19 protein-coding genes and 1 riboswitch are annotated in these 20,646 nt (G+C 34.4%); of the genes, 5 read left to right on the forward strand and 14 right to left on the reverse strand.

Annotated features, from left to right (window positions below; all coding sequences use genetic code 11):
* Window positions 1-55: 55 nt before the first annotated feature.
* The gene (locus tag A9G42_RS10930) at window positions 56-1,891 is read right to left on the reverse strand and encodes an ABC transporter ATP-binding protein (RefSeq protein WP_065653434.1); all 1,836 of its coding nucleotides are present in this window, start codon (window positions 1,889-1,891) and stop codon (window positions 56-58) included.
* A 254-nt stretch (window positions 1,892-2,145) separates the two neighbouring features.
* Window positions 2,146-2,838 (reverse strand): LexA family transcriptional regulator, encoded by a 693-nt coding sequence (locus tag A9G42_RS10935; RefSeq protein ID WP_065579741.1) that lies wholly within the window; start codon window positions 2,836-2,838, stop codon window positions 2,146-2,148.
* A 616-nt stretch (window positions 2,839-3,454) separates the two neighbouring features.
* Between A9G42_RS10935 and A9G42_RS13435 the strand changes: the two genes are divergently transcribed.
* Window positions 3,455-3,631, forward strand: a complete 177-nt coding sequence (locus tag A9G42_RS13435) for a Sec-independent protein translocase subunit TatA (protein WP_081295562.1) — start codon at window positions 3,455-3,457, stop codon at window positions 3,629-3,631.
* 14 nt (window positions 3,632-3,645) lie between these two features.
* The gene (locus tag A9G42_RS10940; protein WP_065567721.1) at window positions 3,646-4,830 is read left to right on the forward strand and encodes an FAD-dependent monooxygenase; all 1,185 of its coding nucleotides are present in this window, start codon (window positions 3,646-3,648) and stop codon (window positions 4,828-4,830) included.
* Window positions 4,831-5,447: 617 nt separating this feature from the next.
* On the opposite strand, the gene A9G42_RS10945 is transcribed toward A9G42_RS10940, so the two are convergent.
* The 4 genes from A9G42_RS10945 to raiA form a co-directional block, all read right to left on the reverse strand.
* Window positions 5,448-6,632 (reverse strand): MFS transporter, encoded by a 1,185-nt coding sequence (locus A9G42_RS10945; RefSeq protein WP_065653435.1) that lies wholly within the window; start codon window positions 6,630-6,632, stop codon window positions 5,448-5,450.
* Window positions 6,633-6,700: 68 nt separating this feature from the next.
* Complete coding sequence (gene mutY, locus A9G42_RS10950) at window positions 6,701-7,744, reverse strand: A/G-specific adenine glycosylase (RefSeq protein WP_065653436.1); 1,044 nt, start codon at window positions 7,742-7,744, stop codon at window positions 6,701-6,703.
* Between the two features lie 5 nt (window positions 7,745-7,749).
* Complete coding sequence (gene pheA / locus A9G42_RS10955; protein ID WP_065653437.1) at window positions 7,750-8,901, reverse strand: bifunctional chorismate mutase/prephenate dehydratase; 1,152 nt, start codon at window positions 8,899-8,901, stop codon at window positions 7,750-7,752.
* Window positions 8,902-8,997: 96 nt separating this feature from the next.
* On the reverse strand, window positions 8,998-9,327 hold the full coding sequence (raiA, locus tag A9G42_RS10960; protein ID WP_065567725.1) for a ribosome-associated translation inhibitor RaiA: 330 nt from the start codon (window positions 9,325-9,327) through the stop codon (window positions 8,998-9,000).
* 405 nt (window positions 9,328-9,732) lie between these two features.
* Between raiA and trmJ the strand changes: the two genes are divergently transcribed.
* Window positions 9,733-10,419, forward strand: coding sequence for a tRNA (cytosine(32)/uridine(32)-2'-O)-methyltransferase TrmJ (gene trmJ / locus A9G42_RS10965; protein WP_065653469.1), 687 nt, complete (start codon window positions 9,733-9,735; stop codon window positions 10,417-10,419).
* 77 nt (window positions 10,420-10,496) lie between these two features.
* Here the strand turns inward: trmJ and cysS are convergent, their stop codons facing one another.
* From cysS to mog, 5 genes are all read right to left on the reverse strand, one after another.
* Window positions 10,497-11,888 carry a cysteine--tRNA ligase gene (gene cysS / locus A9G42_RS10970; protein WP_065653438.1) on the reverse strand — a complete coding sequence of 464 codons (1,392 nt, stop codon included), beginning with the start codon at window positions 11,886-11,888 and terminating at the stop codon, window positions 10,497-10,499.
* Between the two features lie 620 nt (window positions 11,889-12,508).
* A complete protein-coding gene (locus A9G42_RS10975; RefSeq protein ID WP_065567727.1) occupies window positions 12,509-12,754 on the reverse strand; it encodes a GlsB/YeaQ/YmgE family stress response membrane protein in 246 nt (81 codons plus the stop codon).
* Window positions 12,755-13,111: 357 nt separating this feature from the next.
* The gene (gene lysC / locus A9G42_RS10980) at window positions 13,112-14,476 is read right to left on the reverse strand and encodes a lysine-sensitive aspartokinase 3 (protein ID WP_065587913.1); all 1,365 of its coding nucleotides are present in this window, start codon (window positions 14,474-14,476) and stop codon (window positions 13,112-13,114) included.
* 74 nt (window positions 14,477-14,550) lie between these two features.
* Window positions 14,551-14,724: riboswitch (Lysine riboswitch) on the reverse strand.
* Between the two features lie 109 nt (window positions 14,725-14,833).
* Window positions 14,834-15,292 carry a transcriptional regulator ArgR gene (argR, locus tag A9G42_RS10985; RefSeq protein WP_065579746.1) on the reverse strand — a complete coding sequence of 153 codons (459 nt, stop codon included), beginning with the start codon at window positions 15,290-15,292 and terminating at the stop codon, window positions 14,834-14,836.
* A 198-nt stretch (window positions 15,293-15,490) separates the two neighbouring features.
* Window positions 15,491-16,069 carry a molybdopterin adenylyltransferase gene (gene mog / locus A9G42_RS10990; protein WP_065587914.1) on the reverse strand — a complete coding sequence of 193 codons (579 nt, stop codon included), beginning with the start codon at window positions 16,067-16,069 and terminating at the stop codon, window positions 15,491-15,493.
* A 221-nt stretch (window positions 16,070-16,290) separates the two neighbouring features.
* Here mog and A9G42_RS10995 point away from each other — a divergent pair, with 221 nt between their 5' ends.
* Both A9G42_RS10995 and A9G42_RS11000 read left to right on the forward strand, forming a co-directional pair.
* Complete coding sequence (locus tag A9G42_RS10995; RefSeq protein WP_065567731.1) at window positions 16,291-17,235, forward strand: ABC transporter ATP-binding protein; 945 nt, start codon at window positions 16,291-16,293, stop codon at window positions 17,233-17,235.
* Window positions 17,228-17,998: an ABC transporter permease gene (locus tag A9G42_RS11000; protein WP_065581629.1), complete on the forward strand. Its 771-nt coding sequence runs from the start codon at window positions 17,228-17,230 to the stop codon at window positions 17,996-17,998. The genes A9G42_RS10995 and A9G42_RS11000 overlap by 8 nt, the downstream gene beginning before the upstream one ends.
* A gap of 69 nt (window positions 17,999-18,067) precedes the next feature.
* Here A9G42_RS11000 and A9G42_RS11005 read toward each other — a convergent pair whose 3' ends face one another.
* The 3 genes from A9G42_RS11005 to accB all read right to left on the reverse strand — a co-directional run bounded on the left by A9G42_RS11005 (window position 18,068) and on the right by accB (window position 20,622).
* Window positions 18,068-18,712, reverse strand: a complete 645-nt coding sequence (locus A9G42_RS11005) for a bifunctional 4-hydroxy-2-oxoglutarate aldolase/2-dehydro-3-deoxy-phosphogluconate aldolase (protein ID WP_065581628.1) — start codon at window positions 18,710-18,712, stop codon at window positions 18,068-18,070.
* Between the two features lie 68 nt (window positions 18,713-18,780).
* On the reverse strand, window positions 18,781-20,127 hold the full coding sequence (gene accC, locus A9G42_RS11010; protein WP_065653439.1) for an acetyl-CoA carboxylase biotin carboxylase subunit: 1,347 nt from the start codon (window positions 20,125-20,127) through the stop codon (window positions 18,781-18,783).
* Between the two features lie 39 nt (window positions 20,128-20,166).
* Entirely contained in the window at window positions 20,167-20,622 is a 456-nt protein-coding gene (gene accB / locus A9G42_RS11015) for an acetyl-CoA carboxylase biotin carboxyl carrier protein (RefSeq protein ID WP_065567735.1), read from the reverse strand.
* Window positions 20,623-20,646 lie beyond the last annotated feature (24 nt).

Consider the following 20,646-nt stretch of genomic DNA (forward strand, 5'->3'; position numbering starts at 1 on the left):
GTGATAAGGACATTATAAGTTTAATGTCCTTATTTACTAATAAAAATGTATAAAATTAAATATTATCCCCTAAAAATCCACCGCTTTGATGTTTCCACAGCTGTGCATATAATCCATTTTTTATGAGTAATTCTTGGTGTGTGCCTTGCTCAATAATTTTACCTTGATCAAGTACAACTAACCTATCCATTGCAGCAATGGTTGATAAACGGTGGGCAATGGCAATAACGGTCTTACCTTCCATTAACGTATATAAGCTTTCCTGAATTGCTTGCTCAATTTCGGAATCCAGTGCGCTTGTTGCTTCATCTAACAATAAAATAGGCGCATTTTTAAGAATGACCCGGGCAATTGCAATGCGTTGTCTTTGACCACCAGATAATTTTATACCTCGTTCACCTACAAATGCGTCATATCCTGTTTTACCTTTTGCATCAACTAATGTTTGAATAAAGTTATCTGCATGAGCTTTTTGTGTGGCTTTTATCATTTCTTCTTCTGAAGCATTATTGTTACCATAAAGTAAGTTTTCTCGTACTGAGCGATGTAACAACGAGGTATCTTGTGTTACCATGCCAATTTGAGCGCGCAGGCTTTCTTGAGTAACAGTGGTAATATCCTGACCGTCAATAACAATTTCACCACTTTGTAAATCATAAAAACGGAGTAATAAATTAATAAGCGTTGACTTTCCTGCTCCTGATCGGCCAACTAAACCAATTTTTTCGCCTGGTTTTATCGTTAGGTCTAAATTCTCAATTACTGAGCTACGTTTTTTCTCATCATAACTAAAATAAATATGTTTAAACTCAATTTTACCTTGAGTTACATTAAGCTTAGGCGCATTTGGTTGATCAATCACTGCTTTAGCGACAGAAAACGTATTAATGCCATCTTTTACTACACCAATATTTTCAAATAGCGCTGCTATTTCCCACATAATCCAGTGTGAAAAACCATTTAATCGAAGTGCTACTGCTGTTGCTGTGGCAATTGCGCCAATACCAATTAATTGATTTGTCCATAGCCACAAGGCAACACCTGTTGTGCTTAGCACTAAGGAAATGGACAATAAATGATTTACTATTTCAAAACTACTGACTAGCCGCATTTGTTTATTAACAGTAACTAAAAACTCATTCATCGATTCTTGAGCGTATTTTGCCTCATTACCTGCATGAGAAAATAGTTTTACTGTTATAATGTTGGTATAAGCATCGGTGACTCGCCCAGTCATTGTCGAACGAGCGTCCGCTTGTGCACTTGCTACTTTACTTAAACGAGGAATAAAATAATACATAGCAATGCCATAAATTAGACACCAGATCATAAATGGCACTAATAACAAAAGATCTAATTGCCCGATGATTGTAGCCATAGTAATAAACGAAATAAGAACATAGATAAAAATATCTGCCACTAAAAAACAAGTATCACGAACTGCGAGTGCCGTTTGCATGACTTTTGCCGATATTCTTCCAGCAAATTCATCTTGAAAAAAACGCATACTTTGATTAAGCACTAACCGATGCAGGTTCCACCGCAATCGCATTGGAAAATTTCCAGCTAGGCACTGATGTTTAATAATCGTTTGTAGCCCAATAATAATGGTACTTCCTATAATGATTAGGGCTAACAGCGCTAATGTTGTTTTTTCTTGTTGCCAAAATTTGCTAGGTTCAACAACTGAAAGCCAATCAATAACTTTACCAAGGGCAGCATATAAAAAAGCTTCAAAAGCACCGCCTAATGCGCTAAAAATAATTAATAGCAACAAAAATAAGCGAGTCCCTTTCGCTGATTGCCATATGAAACTAAAAAAGTTTCTAGCCATAGGTTGAGGTTCATCTTTTGGATAAGATGACACCAATTTTTCAAAAAATTGATACATATTAGACCTGATTCATCATAGCGTTTTTTATTAATACTACTATTAATAATATAAAAAAATAGAGGTAGTGCAAATAGGCATATGTTGCCTTTGAATCTCAATTTATCTGGAATTTCCAATTAATATCATTTAGCTATCTGGTTGCTATTAATGGGTTTATCAATATAGAAGAAATCAATGAGGGAACAAAATATCTAATATTCCCTCTAACTTTCAATTATATATTGAAAGTTAATATATAGCTATTAAAGGTATTAAAATATGTCTTTAATAAGAAGAACAACACGGCCTACAATATGATATTTATGAAAATCTGACTTGGGAACTTCAATGGTTGGATTCTGGCTATTATTACAAATTAATAACCAACCATTAAGTGTTAAACGAACCTTTCTTAAAAAGGTAATATCTTCGTATTCAATTAGATAAATTGCACCATCAACAATACCTGTTATTTCAGTGTTAAGAATTAGTCCATTATTGTTTTCGATTTCTGGTGACATTAAATCGCCTTTGGCCCAGTATATAATTAATTTTTTAGCATCTAAGCCACGGTGCTTAGCCCAACCCTCAATGATAGGATAATTCATCAATGGAGGGGTTTCTCTTACAAAACGTTCTTTTTGTGCTTCCTCTTTTGTTGGTAGTTGTTTATTATAAACAGGAATGCGATAAATATTTTCGCTGTAGATATCTTCATCGCTATTTTTAGAATCTACAAACTCTAGTTTATGACCAGTAGCAAGCCAATTAAAAGAAACATTACATTTTTCAGCGATGACTTCCAAACGTGTCAGTGAAGGGTAAGTTTTGCCAGATAAGTAGTCTCGAATTACCGTTTCGGACATATCGCATTTTTTAGCGAAGGCTGAAACAGATAAACCTTGCATAGAGCTGAGCAATCTATCTTTAAAAGTTTTAACATTATTATTTTTAATTGTATTCATCTTTAATCCATTATATCTATCACTAGTTTATTAATTATAGTGCATTTTTTTATAGTTTTGTATATACCTATTATTTGGAAAACCGATTAAATTAATTTTATTTTTTCACTTTTTCGTTTTTTTAAAATTTATATTTTTGTATTTCTCGTTTTTTAATGTATTGGTAAAAACAGTTGAAGAAAATAATTATTCTTTGTTTTTTGTTTGTTTATTTGTTTTTTTCTGCGAGAAAAATATTTTTTTATGATTATTTATACCTTTTTTATTTAAAATTGACATTAATCAAAATTTAATAGTAGCAATCAAAATCATTAACTAATTGTTTTTTAAAAATTTAAACCACAACTCACATAATAACCAAACAAGTCGATAACAAATAAAAACGATTGACTAAAGCGAAAAAAAATGGATAATAAGCAGGGTAAGGATTTTTCATTGTTTTCTTTCCTTATATTCCTTATATTTCATGTTGGCCTGTATAGTTTTATACAGGTCTTTTTTTATTCTTGAACTATTTATGAAATCCCTTCATAAAAAGAGTATAATGATCACTCCATAAAATATGTTCTAAAGTCTACCCTAAATAGAGCGTTATATTTATTAAGAGGATTTGATTATGTCTTTTAGTATTCCACACCTTTTAGTGTTTCTTGCTGTCGTTATTTTATTATTTGGCACTAAAAAGTTGCGTAATTTAGGTTCTGATCTTGGTTCAGCATTAAAAGGCTTCAAGAAAGCAATGAATGACGATGATATTGAACCCCAAAATGATGATAAGTTAGATAATAAATAGTTTTGCTTCTAGGTATGAATATTCAATTTGATGTAGCAATTGTAGGGGGCGGATTAGTTGGTTTAGCAACTGCTTGCGCACTTAGCCAATACGCGCTAAAAATAGCGATTATAGATACTAAAATTCACCAGCACCAATCTTTCTCACAGAATGAAATAGGCATTAGAGCCTCAGCTATTAATGGCGCAAGTCAACATTACTTTTCGCAAATAGGTATATGGAATGATTTATGTGCAAGTAAACGTGTACAAGAATTTACTGAAATAGGTGTATGGGAAAAAAATGGCCAAGCTCATTTATCTGCTCATGCCAAAGATTATGGGTATTCCAATCTTGGCTATATAATCGAAAATAATATTATTTCTCATTACCTTTACCAATATGCTTTAAATTGTAGCAATATTAATATTTATAATTGCGAGGCAATTGACTGTGCATTTAATGATGATTTTGCTTTTTTGACACTTGCTAATAAAGCTATCTTACAGACTAAATTACTAATTGGTGCAGATGGTGCTCATTCCTGGGTACGTCAACGCAAAAATATTTCTGTTTTTGAACGCGATTATCTGCATCATGCTGTTATTACAACGGTTGAAACCGAGTACCCTCACCAATCTTGTGCGAGGCAGATTTTTTATCCAAATGGTATTGTGGCTTTTCTGCCCTTGTGGCAGGCCAACAAAAGTTGTTTGGTTTGGTCAACAAAACCAGATAATGCGACTAGTTTAGCTTCTCTATCTGAATCAGAGTTTTCTGATGAGTTATTTCGGTTAACTGGCGATAAAGTCGGTCAATGTCAGTTAATTAACCCTCGTATGGTATTTCCATTAAAAGCCCGCATTGCAAGACAATTTATTCAACATCGGCTTGTCTTAATTGGTGATGCGGCTCATACCATTCATCCTTTAGCTGGGCAAGGTGTAAATTTAGGTTTTCAAGATTCTGCATTATTAGTCTCAACAATAAAAACATTAATCGATGAACAAAAAGATATTGGTTTAGTTTGCAATTTAAAACCATTTCAGTTTACTCGTCGTAAAGATACTTTAGTGATGTTAGCAGCAATGCAAACAATTCAAGATATGTTTAATGGTGATAATTTGCTTAAAAAGATGATAAGAACAGTAGGAATGAATACTATTGATTGTTGTTCTCCAATAAAAAAACAAATTATCAAATATGCTATGCGTATTTAACCGCCATCTTTTAACAATACTCTTGTGGTTTTGCTACAAGAGTTAATCATATTATTTTAAAACAGCTTGATAACATCTTAATATAAAATAGGATACAGGAACAGATGAAACCTAATAAGACGCACATTATGCAGATGTTAACTAAATATAGCTCAACTACATCGTCAACGATTAGCTCATGCTTGAGCTAAATAAACCATTGCACATTAAGCGATGATAATTAGTTACGATATTGTTGTTCAAATATAGTCATTTTTATATCCTTATCTAAAATTACGATTTGCTTTTATGTATATCTTGTTTTTTATTTAAGGCTTAGATTTTTTCAATAATTTTTCTAACTGTCATTTCATCAAATATTTTTGGTAAATAGCCACACAGACCTTTGTTCTGGAAAGCAAATCAGCCATGTTTTTTATTATTCGCAACATCGATGTTATGTAACAAGCCATTTTTATGATTAACCGCTATAGACTTCTGGATATCTTTTACAAAGTATTAAACATAACACCCATTGAATATAAAACACTAAAATAAGCCACATGATTTTTATATGAATTAAATATTAACCCTCGGGGCTAACACAGATAATAAATCATTTACGTTTGTTAATAACTTTAAGATTTTTGATGAGTTTTAATATAAAAAAACCAACTAGTAATGCCTAATATTGCCAAGGAAGTACTTGCAATAATTATCGCTTTCCATCCGTAATGGCTAAACAAATAAGTCGATCCAGCAGAGCCTAGCATTCCACCAATAAAATAACATACCATATAACCCGTGTTCATTCGGCTACGTGCTTCTGGTCTGATTTGATAAATAGCATTCATGTTAGAAACATGAGTAACTTGTACAGCAAAATCTAATAAAACCACACCTAGAATTAAAGCAGTAATGGAATATTGAGCGAATGAAAGTGGTAGCCAAGATAATAGTAATAAGCTTAATCCAATGGTTGTTGCAATATAACCTTTGCCTTTGTCTGACAGTTTTCCAACTATTGGCGATCCCATCGCTCCTGCAGCTCCCGCTAATCCAAATAAACCAATCATAAAATCAGAATAGTGATATGGTGCATTAGTTAACAAAAAGGCAAGTGGTGTCCATAATAATGAAAATAGCGAAAATGAGATAATAGCTAATAATGAGCGAATCCTTAATATCGGTTCTTGTTTATATAATGAACCAATTGAGCATAAAAGTTGAAAATAATTAATATTAATGGTATTACTATATTTTGGTAGTGAAATCGAAAGCAATAGTGTCACAATAATCATAACACCTGTTGCAATCCAATATACACCATGCCAATCCGCAATTGAGGATATAGCGCCAGCAAAAGTTCTTCCCAATAAAATACCTAGTAACATACCGCTCATTAAAGTACCAACAACTTTACCTCGATGATCTGGCCTTGAGAGTGTTGCCGCAAAAGGTATTAAGACTTGAGCAACCGTTGAAAATAAACCTGTCATTGCGGTACCGATGATAAGCATCCATATATTTTGAGATAATGCGCTTACCATAAGTCCACAAGTGGATAATATCATTAAAATAATAATTAACCGCTTACGCTCTACCTTATCACCAAGAGGTGTAATAAATAGCAAGCCTATGGCATAACTAAATTGTGCAGCCATAATGATTGCTCCAGCATGTTCTACTTTTATATGTAGATTATTTGTAATTGAATGTAATAGCGGTTGAGCGTAATAATTGCTAGCAATTGTAATACCAATAGCAAATGCCATTAAAAAGACTAAGTAGCCAGATAAGCCTTGATGTTGTTTGTTTTGCATAATTAAATAGAATTAAAAATAATCAGTGATTATATCCTAAAAATAGCATGAGTATTGATAAACAAACGTTAACAAGACGTTTGTTTTAATAAGTTATAAACAGGTGTTGCAAGCCCTATTTTTGCATTGTCGGATTTTAGGTTATACCAATAACCGCAAGGTTGTTCCCAACATTTTGTATGTTTAGTAATTACACAATAAATTGGAACAATATCTAAGTGAAAGTGGCTAAATGTATGGCGAAATGCAATAAGTTGCTTGGGTTTTGTGGTTTCAATACCTTGTTTTTTTAACCAGTCAGTTAATGCTTGTTGGCTTGCAAACTGAGGCAAACAGTATAATCCTCCCCATATGCCAGACGGAGGTCTTTTTTCAAGCCAAATCGTATTATTATATTCCAGCATTAAAAAATAGGCTGTCTTTGCAGGAATGGTACTTTTAGTTTTTTTGGTTGGGTATTGTTGCCAACTTTCTGTCTTATAAGCTAAGCAGTTACCATGCAAAGGGCATAAAGTGCACTTAGGTTTACTGCGAGTACAAACCGTTGCACCTATATCCATCATGGCTTGATTAAACTTTGCAACATCTTGCTTAGGTGTCACTCGCTTGCTTAATTCCCAGAGCTTATTTTCAATCTTTTTAATACCTGACCAGCCTTCAACAGCAAAATATCGAGTGAGCACACGTTTTACATTGCCATCTAAAATGGGATAATGCTGATTTTGCGAAAGAGATAAAATAGCGCCAGCAGTTGAACGCCCCACACCAGGCAGCGCCACCACATCATCAAATTGTGTTGGAAATGAGCCATTAAATTTTTCCGCAATTGTTTGTGCTGCCTTATGTAAATTGCGCGCTCTTGCATAGTAACCCAGTCCAGTCCAAAGATGTAATACATCATCAAGTGGTGCTTGTGCTAGGTCTGTTATCTTAGGAAATTGCTCAATAAATCGGTTAAAGTAAGGAATCACCGTTGCAACTTGTGTTTGTTGCAACATCACTTCTGATAACCAAACATGATAGGCGCTTTTTTCGAGTTGCCATGGTAATGATTTTCTACCATACTTCTCATACCAGTTAAGTACCGCTTGTGAAAAATGTTGCATTGTCATAATGGTTACATTATAGAAACAATAGAATCACTTGGATAGCATCCGAGCACTTTGGTATATAGTGTCATTGAAGCTAGCTCTTTAAGCGCTGTTTGCATTTCATAAGAATGAATGTTGCCATGTAAATCAATATAAAACATTTCTTCCCATGGTGTACCATGAATTGGACGAGATTCAAGCTTAGTCATGATGATATTATGATTGCGTAGTACTAATAACGCATCAACTAAAGCACCAGCTTGTTGGCCTGTTTTCATTAAAATAGTGGTTTTAGCAGGAATTTGATCTGAAACCGCAATTGGTTGTCTTGCAAGCACGATAAAACGCGTTATGTTCTCTTTTTGATTAGCAAAGTTATGTTTAAGAACTTGTAATCCATATAATTCGCCACCATCCTTATTCCCCATTGCGGCAACATTCGGCTTATTCAATTTAGCAACGGTTTCCATTGCTGATGAAGTACTATCACAATATACAATCTTCCAATGAGGGTGACTTTCTAAGAAATTACTACATTGCTGGAAGGGTTGTGGGTGGCTATAAATAGTGTCGATTTGCTCTAATTGCGAATTCGGCATGGCAAGCACACAATGATCAATAGGTAATGAAAGCTCGCCAATAATATGCAAGTTGGTTTTTTGTAATAAGTCATACACTTCGTTAATTGAACCAGAGCTAGAGTTTTCTATCGGCAAAATTCCATAGTCGACTTCGCCCCTTTCAACCTGCTCAAATACATCTTTGAATGAAGTACAACTAGATTCGATCATCTGATCTAAGTGAGCACTTGCATAACGGCGTGTTGCTGAATGTGAATAAGAACCCTTAGGTCCTAAAAAAGCAACTTTGGCTGTGGCGATAATATCGTCATTCAGTTTTTCTTGTAAAATTTTTTGTTGTAATAGGACTGAGTCTTCAATAATTAATTGATATAAACGTTTAATAAACACATCATCAAGATGATAGTTTTTCCCTTGATTAATTAATGAAATAATAAGTGAACGCTCACGCTCCATATCGCGAACAGGAATATTTGCTCCACTTTTTGTGTGAATAACTTGTGTTGAAAGATTACGCCTTTTAGCAATAAGCTCTAACAACATCTTATCAAGTTCATTAATTTTATCGCGTAAAGGTAACAAAGGATTTGTAGTCATTTTTATAATGATATTAAAAAAAGATAGGTTGTATTATAACAAGCAAAAAAATAAAGGCACTATCGAAGTGCCTTTTTATTGCATCGAAAAAATAAATCAAATTTCTTCTAATACAGTATCTTTTATACTGCTTGTCGCTCGGCGTGCTTCACCTTTATGTTGCAGTTTATTAAGCTGTTTTTCAAGCTTTTCAATAAGGTCATTAATCGCTGCATACATATCAATATGTTTAGCTGACGCCACTAATGGTGTGCCTTTTGTGATAATGGTTGCATCAACGACAAAGCCGTCTGGCTCTTTGCATAAAATAAAATGAGGATTTATTAATTGTGCTCGCCATTTGTCCAATTTAGTATATTTTTCTTCTAAATAACTACGCATAGCAGGAGTAATATCCATTTGTTTACTGGTAATATTTAACGCCATAATTAATCTCCTTGTTTTTTCAGACGATGGTTAATGCCGTTATTGATTTGAGCCATTTTCATGATTATACAGTGCCAAATTATATTTGGCTCGTCAATATAATCTTTATTATTAATCCTATTTTGTGATTGTTGTCTAAAAAATTCAATTTTATATTTTATGCTAATTTACTATTAATAGCAGTTAATCACATGTTTGTTTTTTTATTATTTTTATAATGGAAAACAATTTTATTAATATCTAATCGTATCAGTAATCACCTATATTCTGCACCTTAATGCCATTTTAGTATATACTTATTTTATGCATTTTTTAGTTATGATTGATTAATATTTTAATGAGGATGATGTGAATTATTTAGATAATGTAAAAATTGTTTTAGTCGAAACATCGCATACAGGCAACATGGGTTCTGCGGCAAGAGCAATGAAAACAATGGGATTAACTAACCTTTGTTTAGTCAACCCAATCATCAAACCTGATTCTCAATCGATTTCGTTAGCGGCAGGAGCTAGTGATATTATTAAAAATGCACAACTCTTTGCATCGCTTGAGCAAGCAATTGCCGATTGTACTTTAGTAATTGGCACTAGTGCACGTTCTCGTAGTTTACAATGGCCTCATTTAACACCGAAAGAGTGTAGTGATAAAATTATTCAAGAAACGACCAATACTCGTTCTAAAGTTGCTTTAGTGTTTGGGCGTGAGCGAGTTGGTTTAACCAATGAAGAATTGCAAAAGTGCCATTACCATGTCGAAATTCCCGCTAATCCTGATTATAGTTCTCTAAATTTGGCAATGTCAGTACAAGTTTTGTGCTACGAAATTCGCATGTCAATGCTAAATCTTGACGATCAGCGTTCTGAATTAAAAGGCAACGGCAATATAAACTCAGAGTTTCCGGTAGATGCTGATATAGAGCGTTTTTACCAGCATTTAGAACAAACTTTATTACAGACAGGTTTTATCAATGCCAATCATCCAGGGCAAATTATGGGACGTTTACGTCGATTATTTACTCGAGCGCGTATTGAACAACAAGAGTTAAATATTTTACGCGGCATTTTAACGTCGATAGATAAAAAGCAGTGATAACTGATAAAAAAACCCACTAATAAGTGGGCGTTTTTTTTAAGACTGGCTGATTGTAATAACCAAAAATTAGCCGCTTAATTTTTTTTGCGCCAAGTAGTACCATTTGCACCATCTTCAAGAACGATATTCATCGCATTTAATTTGTCTCGAGCTTCATCTGCTTGCACCCAATTCTTGCTCACTCTTGCTTCGTTGCGTTGTTTAATTAATGCTTCAATTAATGCACTATCAGCATCCTCTTTATTGTCACCTTGTAAAAACTTTACAGGATCTTGTTCCAATAGCCCCAGCACTGATGATAAATAACGTAATTCAGCAGCTAATTCATTAGCGAGTGGCATATTATTATCTGCTTTAGCTTTATTGATTTCGCGGGCAAGGTCAAAAAGAGTTGAATAGGCTTCAGGTGTATTAAAATCATCATTCATTGCGTCACAAAATTGGCGGTAATAGTTACTATCAGGTGTTGTGTGCGAATGAGCAGGATCGGTGTCTCGTAATGCAGTGTATAGCCGCTCTAGCGCTACTCTTGCTTGTTTTAGATTTTCTTCACTATAGTTTAATTGGCTTCGATAATGACCAGATAGTAAAAAATAACGTACTGTTTCGGCATCATAATGCGCTAATACATCACGAATAGTGAAAAAGTTATTGAGTGATTTTGACATTTTTTCTTGGTCTATCATGACCATGCCTGAATGCATCCAATAATTGACGTATTGCCCATCGTGTGCGCAAGTTGATTGGGCAATTTCATTTTCATGGTGTGGGAACATTAAATCTGAGCCACCACCATGAATATCAAAGTGATTGCCTAATTGGTAACTGTTCATCGCAGAACATTCAATATGCCAACCAGGACGGCCTTTTCCCCATGGAGAATCCCAACTTGGTTCGTTAGGTTTTGACATCTTCCATAATACAAAATCCATTGGATTACGTTTAACATCCACCACATCAACTCGGGCTCCTGCTTGAAGCTGTTCTAAATTTTGACGAGATAAAATACCATAATTTGGATCACTGTCTACCGAAAACATAACATCACCATTATCGGCAATATAAGCATGATTTTTTAAAATTAATTCTTCAACTAATTGAATGATTTGTGGCATGTGATGCGTCGCACGAGGTTCAAAATCAGGGCGTTTTATATTAAGTGCATCAAAATCTGCATACATTTCTTGTAGCATTCGATTAGTAAGTTGATCACAGGTTTCGCCGTTTTCGAGCGCACGTTTAATAATCTTGTCATCAACATCAGTAATATTGCGCACATAAGTTAAATCATAACCTAAAAAACGTAAATATCGCGTGATAACATCAAATGCCACAAACGTGCGTCCATGACCAATATGACAAAGATCATAAATAGTGACGCCACAGACATAGAGCCCGACTTTATTTGGAATAATTGGTTGAAAGGTTTCTTTTTCTCTAGTTAATGTGTTGAATATTTTTAACATTATAATCTACAAGTTAAATTTAATGGATTTTGTTAAATAATATAACAAAAATCGAGATATGGCGAAATTACTTATTATGAACTTTGTAAGGAAAAATAGACAAATTTAAAATAGTAAGCAATTTTTACCCTTAAATAAATCATTAATTAGTTACTCTGAGCATGTTCATTTATTGAAAAATACACTAAAGGATCAATGAATCTATTTCCATAACCTGAAAAATATTATGGTAAATCGGTTTTTTTATGTGATTAGAAGACTTATTTGAATCGTGTAAGCAAACATGCATATTTAAGTTATTCATCATCCATTTAATTCAAATATACGTTAAAAGATTTTATTTAATAAAAATGACAATTAAAATGAAGACTGGTTAATGATAGCCTAAATTAGGTGATAAAAAATAATCCTTACGCGCATTATTTAGTTATTATTTCAAACAAAGGCTAAAATAATTAATCTATAAAAGTGGAATTAAGAACGGCTGTTGTTTCTATTTAGAAGCGTCAAATTTCTTTTCAAGTTATTCAATATTAGAATAAGAGGGAGAAAGTGTCTGATAGTTTAAATTATAGGGTTATCTAAATTGGCGGTTTCCCGCCAATTTAGCATAAAAACAACTATTGTTTTAAATGGCGATAAATAAAAATAACCACAATCGCCCCAAGCACTGAAATTAACAAACTAGGGAAGTTAAATCCTGTCACACTACCCCAACCAAAGAAGGTGCTAATATATCCACCTACTAAGGCACCCGCAATGCCTAATAAAATCGTTTTTATCACCCCTACACTTCCTAAGGGCATAAAAAACTTCGCAATCCAGCCGGCAATTAATCCTAGAATTATCCAACTTATAATACCCATGATAATTTCCTTTTGTTATTGAACTTAGTTTTAGTTTACTCAGATTAAATAAAAAATCTAACAGGTGTTGATATTTAATGTAATAGCTTTAATCAATTAATTAAAAGTAAAAAACAATATTCAAAATAGATTAATAACTAATGTCAATCAATTTAACAATAGATGATTAACCTAAAAAATTACCTATATATGAGTGCAGTAGATAAAATATTACTAATTCATTAATAATTTATCTTTATATAACTCGTTATAATTAAAATTGATGGAATTTTGTTCTTATTTTTAACATAGGTTATGTATTAAAACAAGAAAATAATTATGAATAAGTAAAAAGGAGATTAAATCTCCCTTTTAATATTACTGTTCAAAAATTGTTTTATGCAGAATTTTAATAATTGCTTCTGCATCATTGCTTTTTGCCAAAAGGCAAAGATTGTGGGTGCTTGCTCCATAACAGCAAAGTCTAATAATAAAATCATCTAGTACACCAAAAACTTCTTTGGCTATACCCTGTGTTGTAGTTAAATTATTTCCAATAATAGCAATTAAAGCCAAGTCTTCTTCAACTGTTACATGGCAAACGGTTGACAGTTCATCAAATAGTTCTTTCGTTAACAAACTGCTACCGTTGGTATTAGTACCTGTGGTATCAATAGTTAATGCGATACTTACTTCAGATGTTGTCACTAAATCAACCGAAATATTATGTTTAGCTAATATTGTAAACACATTTGCTAGAAAGCCTTGTGCATGAAGCATATTTAGGCTAGTTAGCGTCAGCAAAGTTTGTTTGCGACGTAACGCCAACGCTCTAAATACAGGCAATTTAGATGTAATGCTATTAGTGTTGTAAACAATAGTTCCCCCTTCTTGCGGAGCTTTACTGGAACCGACAAAAACAGGAATATTACTACGTACGGCTGGAACCAGTGTTGCTGGGTGTAGCACTTTTGCGCCAAATGTTGCCATTTCTGTGGCTTCAGCAAACGATATCTCATCAATGCGCTTAGCGGCAGGGGTAATACGAGGATCGTTGGTATAAATCCCTGCAACATCTGTCCAAATATCAATTTGACTTGCATTTAATGCTTCACCTAATAAAGCTGCTGTATAATCGCTTCCACCACGACCTAACGTAGTGGTTTTACCAGAACTTTCACTACCAATAAAACCTTGTGTCACAATAACACTGCTATTATTTAGTGATTTTAAATGAGCACAACAAAGCTGTTTAATATCCTCAATTTTAGGCGTGGCTTTACCAAATTTATCATCGGTGCGCATCACTTTACGTACATCAAACCACATAGCATTTGTTTGCTTTTCTTTTAATATTTCGACAAACAGTTTTGATGACATAATTTCGCCATGACTTACAAGCTCATCTGTTAATGCCGGTGAAGTTGCTAAACTAGCGGCCTCAGACAAAGAAGCTATGTTAGCAATGATTTGGTCGATTTCGCTTCGTAGTTTAGGGTTTTCTGGCAATTGTTCTAAGATGCCGTATTGGATTGATTGAATTTTAGCAATATGTTGAGTGCGCACCTCAGCGTCACGTCCTTCAGCTAATGCAACTAGTAAATTTGTCACGCCAGCAGAAGCCGATAATACAACAACTTTTACGTTGGGATTAGCGATTACAATATTGGCACTATTTACCATTGCTGAATAATCGGCAACACTAGTACCGCCAAATTTAGCAATTACAAATGATGTTTCCATGAATTCCTCATATTAAAAATTTTTATTTTTAACAGAGTTAGAGCGGGAATGTCCTATTTACAATTAAAAAGCACAAACCGTGAAGCGCTCCACCTGTTAAGGTGACAACCCAAGGGATTCAGCCCTTGCAGTCGATTTGATTGCTTCTGGATTGGCAATCAAACCTCGGCATTACATCCCCTCAATCATTCATTAGTGGCTCCAGTTCCTAAAATGATTTACCTGAGTAATGCACCTCTTCGTTTTTGCAACTTCTGTTACGAAATCAGCGTTGTATAGCATTAACGATTTTATTAATTGTGTCAATAGGTTAAACTTTAAAATTTATTCGACCTGAATATAACGAAATTAAAAGCGCTATAATTCTCGCTCAAATAGTTCAATAATGGTTTGGTACAATTTTTTTACAGTATATTCTTTGGTTGGTGTACTAAAAATTGTATCATCGCCAGCAATTGAGCCCAAAATCCCCTCTGATTTACCGATAGAATCTAACAAACGAGCAATTAGTTGAGCAGCGCCTGGACTGGTTTTTATGACCACCATTGAACTATTGAAATCAATATCGAGGACTAAATTTTTTAATGGACTACTAGTTGTTGGTACACTTATTTCTGCAGGCAAACAATAGACCATTTCGGATTTTGCATTACGGGTTCTCACTGCGCCAAATTTGGTAAGCATGCGTGAGACTTTGGATTGATTGATATTATCAAAACCTTGTTCTTGCAACGCTTGGACGATTTCTACTTGCGAACTAAACTTCTCTTGGCGAAGCATCTCTTTAAATGTCTTAGTGAGATCGGTTGATTTCATAATGTTCCTTGTTTCTTTACTTGTTACTTTTTCTACTAATACATGCAGTTATAATACCGAGAATAAAACTGCGTACTATTCACGCTAGCTTACTCCACGATTTTTTAGATAGTATTAATAACCGTTATTTATATTGATAAATTATACATCTAACGCATAATTATCATATACATAATTATGCGTTAAATTTGCATAAAATTAAAGATTTGACTGAATTGCATCTTTAGGGCGAAAAGACTTGACTATATGATCATGGGTTTCGATATAAGGCCCGTCTAATAGTTGTATACAATAGGGGATACTAGCAAATATACCGTTAATAATGACATTGCCTTGATTATCTTTAACCCCCTCAAGCGTTTCTTTGATTGATTTTGGTCTGCCTGGTAGATTTATAATTAAGCATTTTTTACGAATAACACCAACTTGCCTAGATAAAATCGCAGTTGGCACAAAATGTAAACTGATTTGCCGCATTTGCTCACCATAACCAGGCATCACCCGATCGGCGATCGCTAATGTTGCATCAGGCGTTACATCTCTCATGGCAGGGCCAGTTCCACCCGTAGTTAAAATTAAATGGCAATGTAAATTATCAACCAGCTCGCATAATGTTTGTTCGATGATAGTTTGCTCATCAGGAATAATATAATTTTCGGTAATAAAAGGCGTTTTTAGTGTTGTTTGCAACCATGATATTAATGATGGAATACCTTCATCTTGGTAAACACCTCTTGAAGCTCTGTCAGATACTGAAATTAAGCCAATTTTAAACATAACACTTATTCCTTAAGCAATAATTAGATATACAGACACAATTGAATTCACTGTGTTAGTGACCACATTCAATAATATGCACCATAATATCGAAATGATAATTTATTTCTTTGGTATAAATAAAATTAAACCGTTCTTTACAATAAATTGATTATATTGTCGATTCATTTAACATGATATTATATCACTTAAATAGTAATTGATTCATTTAGGACATATTTATGCCATCAACTCCTGCACTTGAGTTAATCTCGCTGAAAAAAGTTTACAAAAATGGTATAGAAGCATTAAAAGGTATCGATTTAACTGTACAGGCGGGTGATTTTTATGCCTTATTAGGACCAAATGGTGCTGGTAAATCGACAACTATCGGTATTATCAGTTCATTAGTAACTAAAACATCGGGAAAAGTGAAAATTTTTGGTTACGACTTAGATAACGACATAGTAAACGCCAAAAGGCAATTAGGGCTTGTGCCACAAGAGTTTAACTTTAATCCATTTGAAGAAGTTCTACAAATAGTCACTAATCAAGGTGGTTATTATGGATTACCCCGAAAACTTGCATTAGAGCACGCTGAAAAATATTTACGAATTTTAGATTTATGGGATAAACGCCATAGCCGAGCCAATATGTTATCAGGCGGTATGAAAAGACGATTAATGATAGCAAGAGCGCTTGTGCATGAACCCAAATTGTTGATTCTTGATGAACCAACCGCAGGCGTTGATATTGAACTACGTCGCTCTATGTGGGATTTTTTGCGCGTTATCAATCGTCAAGGTATCACAATTATTTTAACTACTCATTATTTAGAAGAAGCTGAAATGCTATGCCGTAATATTGGTATTATTCAACGAGGCCAATTGATAGCAAACTCGTCAATGCGCGATCTACTGGCAAAAAGCCAATCTGAAACAATTATTATTGATTACGTGCCAACCTCTAAACCGATTGAATTACATGGCTATAATTATTCTGATATTGAAATGGGCATGTTAGAAGTGAAAGTAGATAAACAACTTGGATTAAACCAATTATTTGAGCAACTCAATCAGCAAAATATTAAAGTGATCAGCGTACGAAATAAAGCGAATCGTTTAGAAGAGCTATTTGTTGATCTGTTACATAATGATACAAAACAAAAAGGTAGCATTGATGAATAATTTATATTGGATTGCCTTAAAAAGTATTTGGCGTAAAGAAGTGACACGATTTTTAAGAATTTGGGTTCAAACGCTAATTCCGCCGGTTATTACAATGTCTCTTTATTTTATCATCTTTGGTAATTTAATTGGCTCTCGTGTTGGTGACATGGGGGGATTTAGCTATATGGCATTTATTGTGCCGGGATTAATCATGATGTCAGTCATTACCAATTCTTATACCAATGTTTGTTCATCCTTTTTTAGCGCTAAATTTCAACATAACATTGAAGAGTTATTGGTAGCACCTGTACCAACGCATATTCTTATTTTGGGATATGTGGGAGGGGGTGTGATGCGAGGTATTTTAACTGGTATTTTAGTTACTATAGTGTCACTATTTTTTGTTCGTTATGAGGTGCATTCTTGGTTATTTGTTGTTTGCACATTACTATTAACTTCAATTTTGTTTTCATTAGCCGGTTTATTAAATGCCGTGTTTGCCAAAACTTTTGACGATATAAGCATTATTCCTACATTCGTATTAACACCATTAACATACCTTGGTGGCGTTTTTTATTCGATTACTATGTTGCCAACCTTTTGGCAATGGATATCCAAAGTTAACCCAATAGTTTATATGATTAACGGTTTTCGTTATGGATTTTTAGGAGTGACAGACGTATCGTTATCAATTACCTTCTCGATGCTAATTTTGTTTGTTACTGTGCTTTATGTAATTGCATGGAAGCTTATTGAAAGTGGTCGTGGACTAAGAAGCTAATAAGAGTTAGAAGGTTAGGTTTTGAGTAGTCGCCGATATTTTATCGGCGGAATCAATCATTATTGTGCATCAGCAACATTGTGCATCAGCAACGGCTTGTTTAGCCATCTCGGTAATTTTAGCAAAATCACCTTTTGCAATTGCATCAGTTGGAATAAACCAAGTACCGCCCACGCAAAGCACATTATCAAGAGCAAGATAATCACGGTAGTTTTTCGGATTTACTCCTCCTGTTGGGCAAAATTTCATATATCCGCAGGGACCAGCAAAAGCTTTTAATGCAGCAACACCACCATTGACTTCAGCAGGGAAAAATTTTAATGCAGTGAGACCATATTCTTGTGCAGTTAACAACTCAGAAATAGTTGCAATACCAGGAATAACAGGTACTGAACCTTCAACCGCCGCTTTTAAAATAGCATCAGTAATACCTGGTGTTATCACAAATTGAACGCCAGCTTCGGTAACCTGTTTTAGTTGCGCAACACTTGTTACTGTTCCTGCACCAACCACCGCTTCAGGCACTTCTTGAATAATTTTCTTTATTGCATCAATTGCACAAGCAGTTCTTAATGTAACTTCAAGTACTTTTACTCCGCCAGCAATTAGCGCTTTAGCTAGTGGTACCGCATCTTCTAAACGCTCAATAACAATAACGGGAATAACAGGACCTAATGTTAAAATTTCTTCAGCACTTCTTTTCCAATTTTTCATTTATTTTTACCCATACCTTATTGATTCTTTTATATAGAAATAATCCCTAATAAATAGGGATTATTTTGTTACTCATAAATGCCTAATTTCTTTTCTAAATAATGAATGTTTGTGCCGCCTTTTTGGAAACCTTTATCATTCATAATATCAATATGAAGATCAATATTGGTTTTAATGCCATCAATAACCAGTTCAGCTAATGCATTTTTCATACGGGCAATAGCAACTTCACGGGTTTCACCATAAGCAATTAATTTACCAATCATTGAATCATAATAAGGAGGAACAGTATAACCAGCATAAATATGCGATTCCCAACGAATACCAAAACCGCCAGGAGCATGAAAACGGGTAATTTTCCCTGGTGAAGGCATAAACGTTTTTGGATCCTCGGCATTAATTCGGCATTCAATTGCGTGGCCTTTAATTTCAATATCACTTTGTTTAATTGATAGAGGATTGCCTGCGGCGATTGAAATTTGCTCTCTGATTAAGTCAACACCGGTTACCATTTCAGTAACAGGATGTTCTACTTGAATACGGGTGTTCATTTCAATGAAATAAAATTCGCCATTCTCAAACAAGAATTCAAATGTACCAGCACCACGGTAACCGATCTCAATACATGCATTAACGCAACGCTCACCAATAAATTGACGCATTTTAGGGGTAATACCAAGCGCAGGGGCTTCTTCCACAACCTTTTGATGGCGTCTTTGCATTGAGCAATCACGCTCACCTAAATAAACGGCATGGCCTTGGCCATCAGAAAGGACTTGGATTTCGATATGGCGTGGATTTTCTAAAAATTTTTCCATGTAAACCATATCATTATTAAACGCTGTTTTGGCTTCTAGCTTGGTCATATTAATTGATTGTTCAAGATCCTTCTCTTCACGAACAATACGCATACCACGACCACCGCCGCCACCAGAGGCTTTAATAATAACAGGATAGCCGATTTGTTTAGCGATTTGTTTATTGGTTTCAATATCACCACCTAACGGACCATCTGAACCAGGAACACAAGGTACACCAGCTTTTTTCATCGCATGAATTGCAGAGACTTTATCCCCCATTAGGCGAATAGTATCAGGTTTTGGACCAATAAAAATAAAGCCTGAACGTTCAACTTGTTCAGCAAAATCTGCATTCTCAGATAAAAAACCATATCCAGGATGGATAGCTGCTGCGCAAGTGACTTCTGCAGCTGAAATTAATGCGGGAACATTAAGATAGCTTTTTGCTGAAGCAGCTGAACCAATACAGACTGTCTCATCTGCTAGTAATACATGTTTTAAATCTTTATCTGCCGTCGAATGAACAGCGACAGTTTTAATTCCAAGTTCTTTAGATGCTCGTAATATACGTAGAGCTATTTCTCCACGGTTCGCAATAAGAATTTTATCAAGCATATTCAATCTCTTAATCGTATAGTCAATAATAAATTCAGATTATTCAATAATGAATAGTGGCTGATCAAATTCAACTGGTTGACCATTTTCAACCAAGATGGCTTTTATTGTACCAGCTTTTTCTGATTCAATCTGGTTCATCATTTTCATCGCTTCGACGATGCAAAGCACATCACCAACATTTACTGTTTGACCAACTTCAACAAAAGCTTTTGATTCTGGACTTGGTGTACGATAAAAAGTTCCAACCATAGGGGATTTAATTGTTGTACCATCAGTTGCAACAGCATCTGTTACAACTTCGGCTTGAACTGTTGGAGCCACAACGACAGGAGCTGGTTGAGGAATTTGAATATTTTGTACTGGCGCCGAATAGTTTGTGGTAGGAGCAGAACGACTGATTCGAACCGACTCTTCACCTTCAGAAATTTCAAGTTCAGAAATACCTGACTCTTCAACTAATTCAATTAATTTTTTAATTTTGCGTATATCCATGAATTACACCGTGTTTATTTGATA

Origin of the sequence: Gilliamella sp. Nev6-6, assembly GCF_001690605.1 — a bacterium.
Lineage (GTDB): Bacteria > Pseudomonadota > Gammaproteobacteria > Enterobacterales > Orbaceae > Gilliamella > Gilliamella apicola_C.